Source organism: Azospirillum griseum, assembly GCF_003966125.1.
In the GTDB taxonomy this organism is placed as follows: Bacteria; Pseudomonadota; Alphaproteobacteria; order Azospirillales; family Azospirillaceae; genus Azospirillum; species Azospirillum griseum.
This window is the reverse complement of sequence record NZ_RXMA01000174.1, coordinates 1-277: the sequence shown is the minus strand read 5'-3', so window position 1 is coordinate 277 and position 277 is coordinate 1. Positions and strand designations below refer to the sequence as shown.

Sequence of the window (277 nt, the reverse complement as noted above, 5' to 3'; positions counted from 1 at the left end):
GTGAAGGTGGCCGACGTGGCCGCCCTGGTGGACAAGCTGAAGACCGAAGCGCGGGTGATCTGACCATGGCCATTCTCGTCATTGCCGAACACGACAACGCCGCGCTGAAGGCGGCCACCCTGAACGCCGTGACCGCCGCCGCCAAGATCGGCGGGGACGTGCATCTGCTGGTCGCCGGGTCGGGCGCGCAGGCGGTGGCGACCGCCGCCGCTGCGGTGTCCGGCGTGTCCAAGGTGCTGCTGGCCGACGATGCGGCCTATGAACACGCGCTGGCCGA

1 protein-coding gene is annotated in these 277 nt (G+C 70.0%); it reads left to right on the top strand.

What is annotated here, in order from left to right; translation table 11 throughout:
- Positions 1-65 precede the first annotated feature (65 nt).
- Positions 66-277 (top strand): adenine nucleotide alpha hydrolase family protein (locus EJ903_RS26670; protein ID WP_483964207.1); only part of this gene is annotated, 212 nt, incomplete at its 3' end.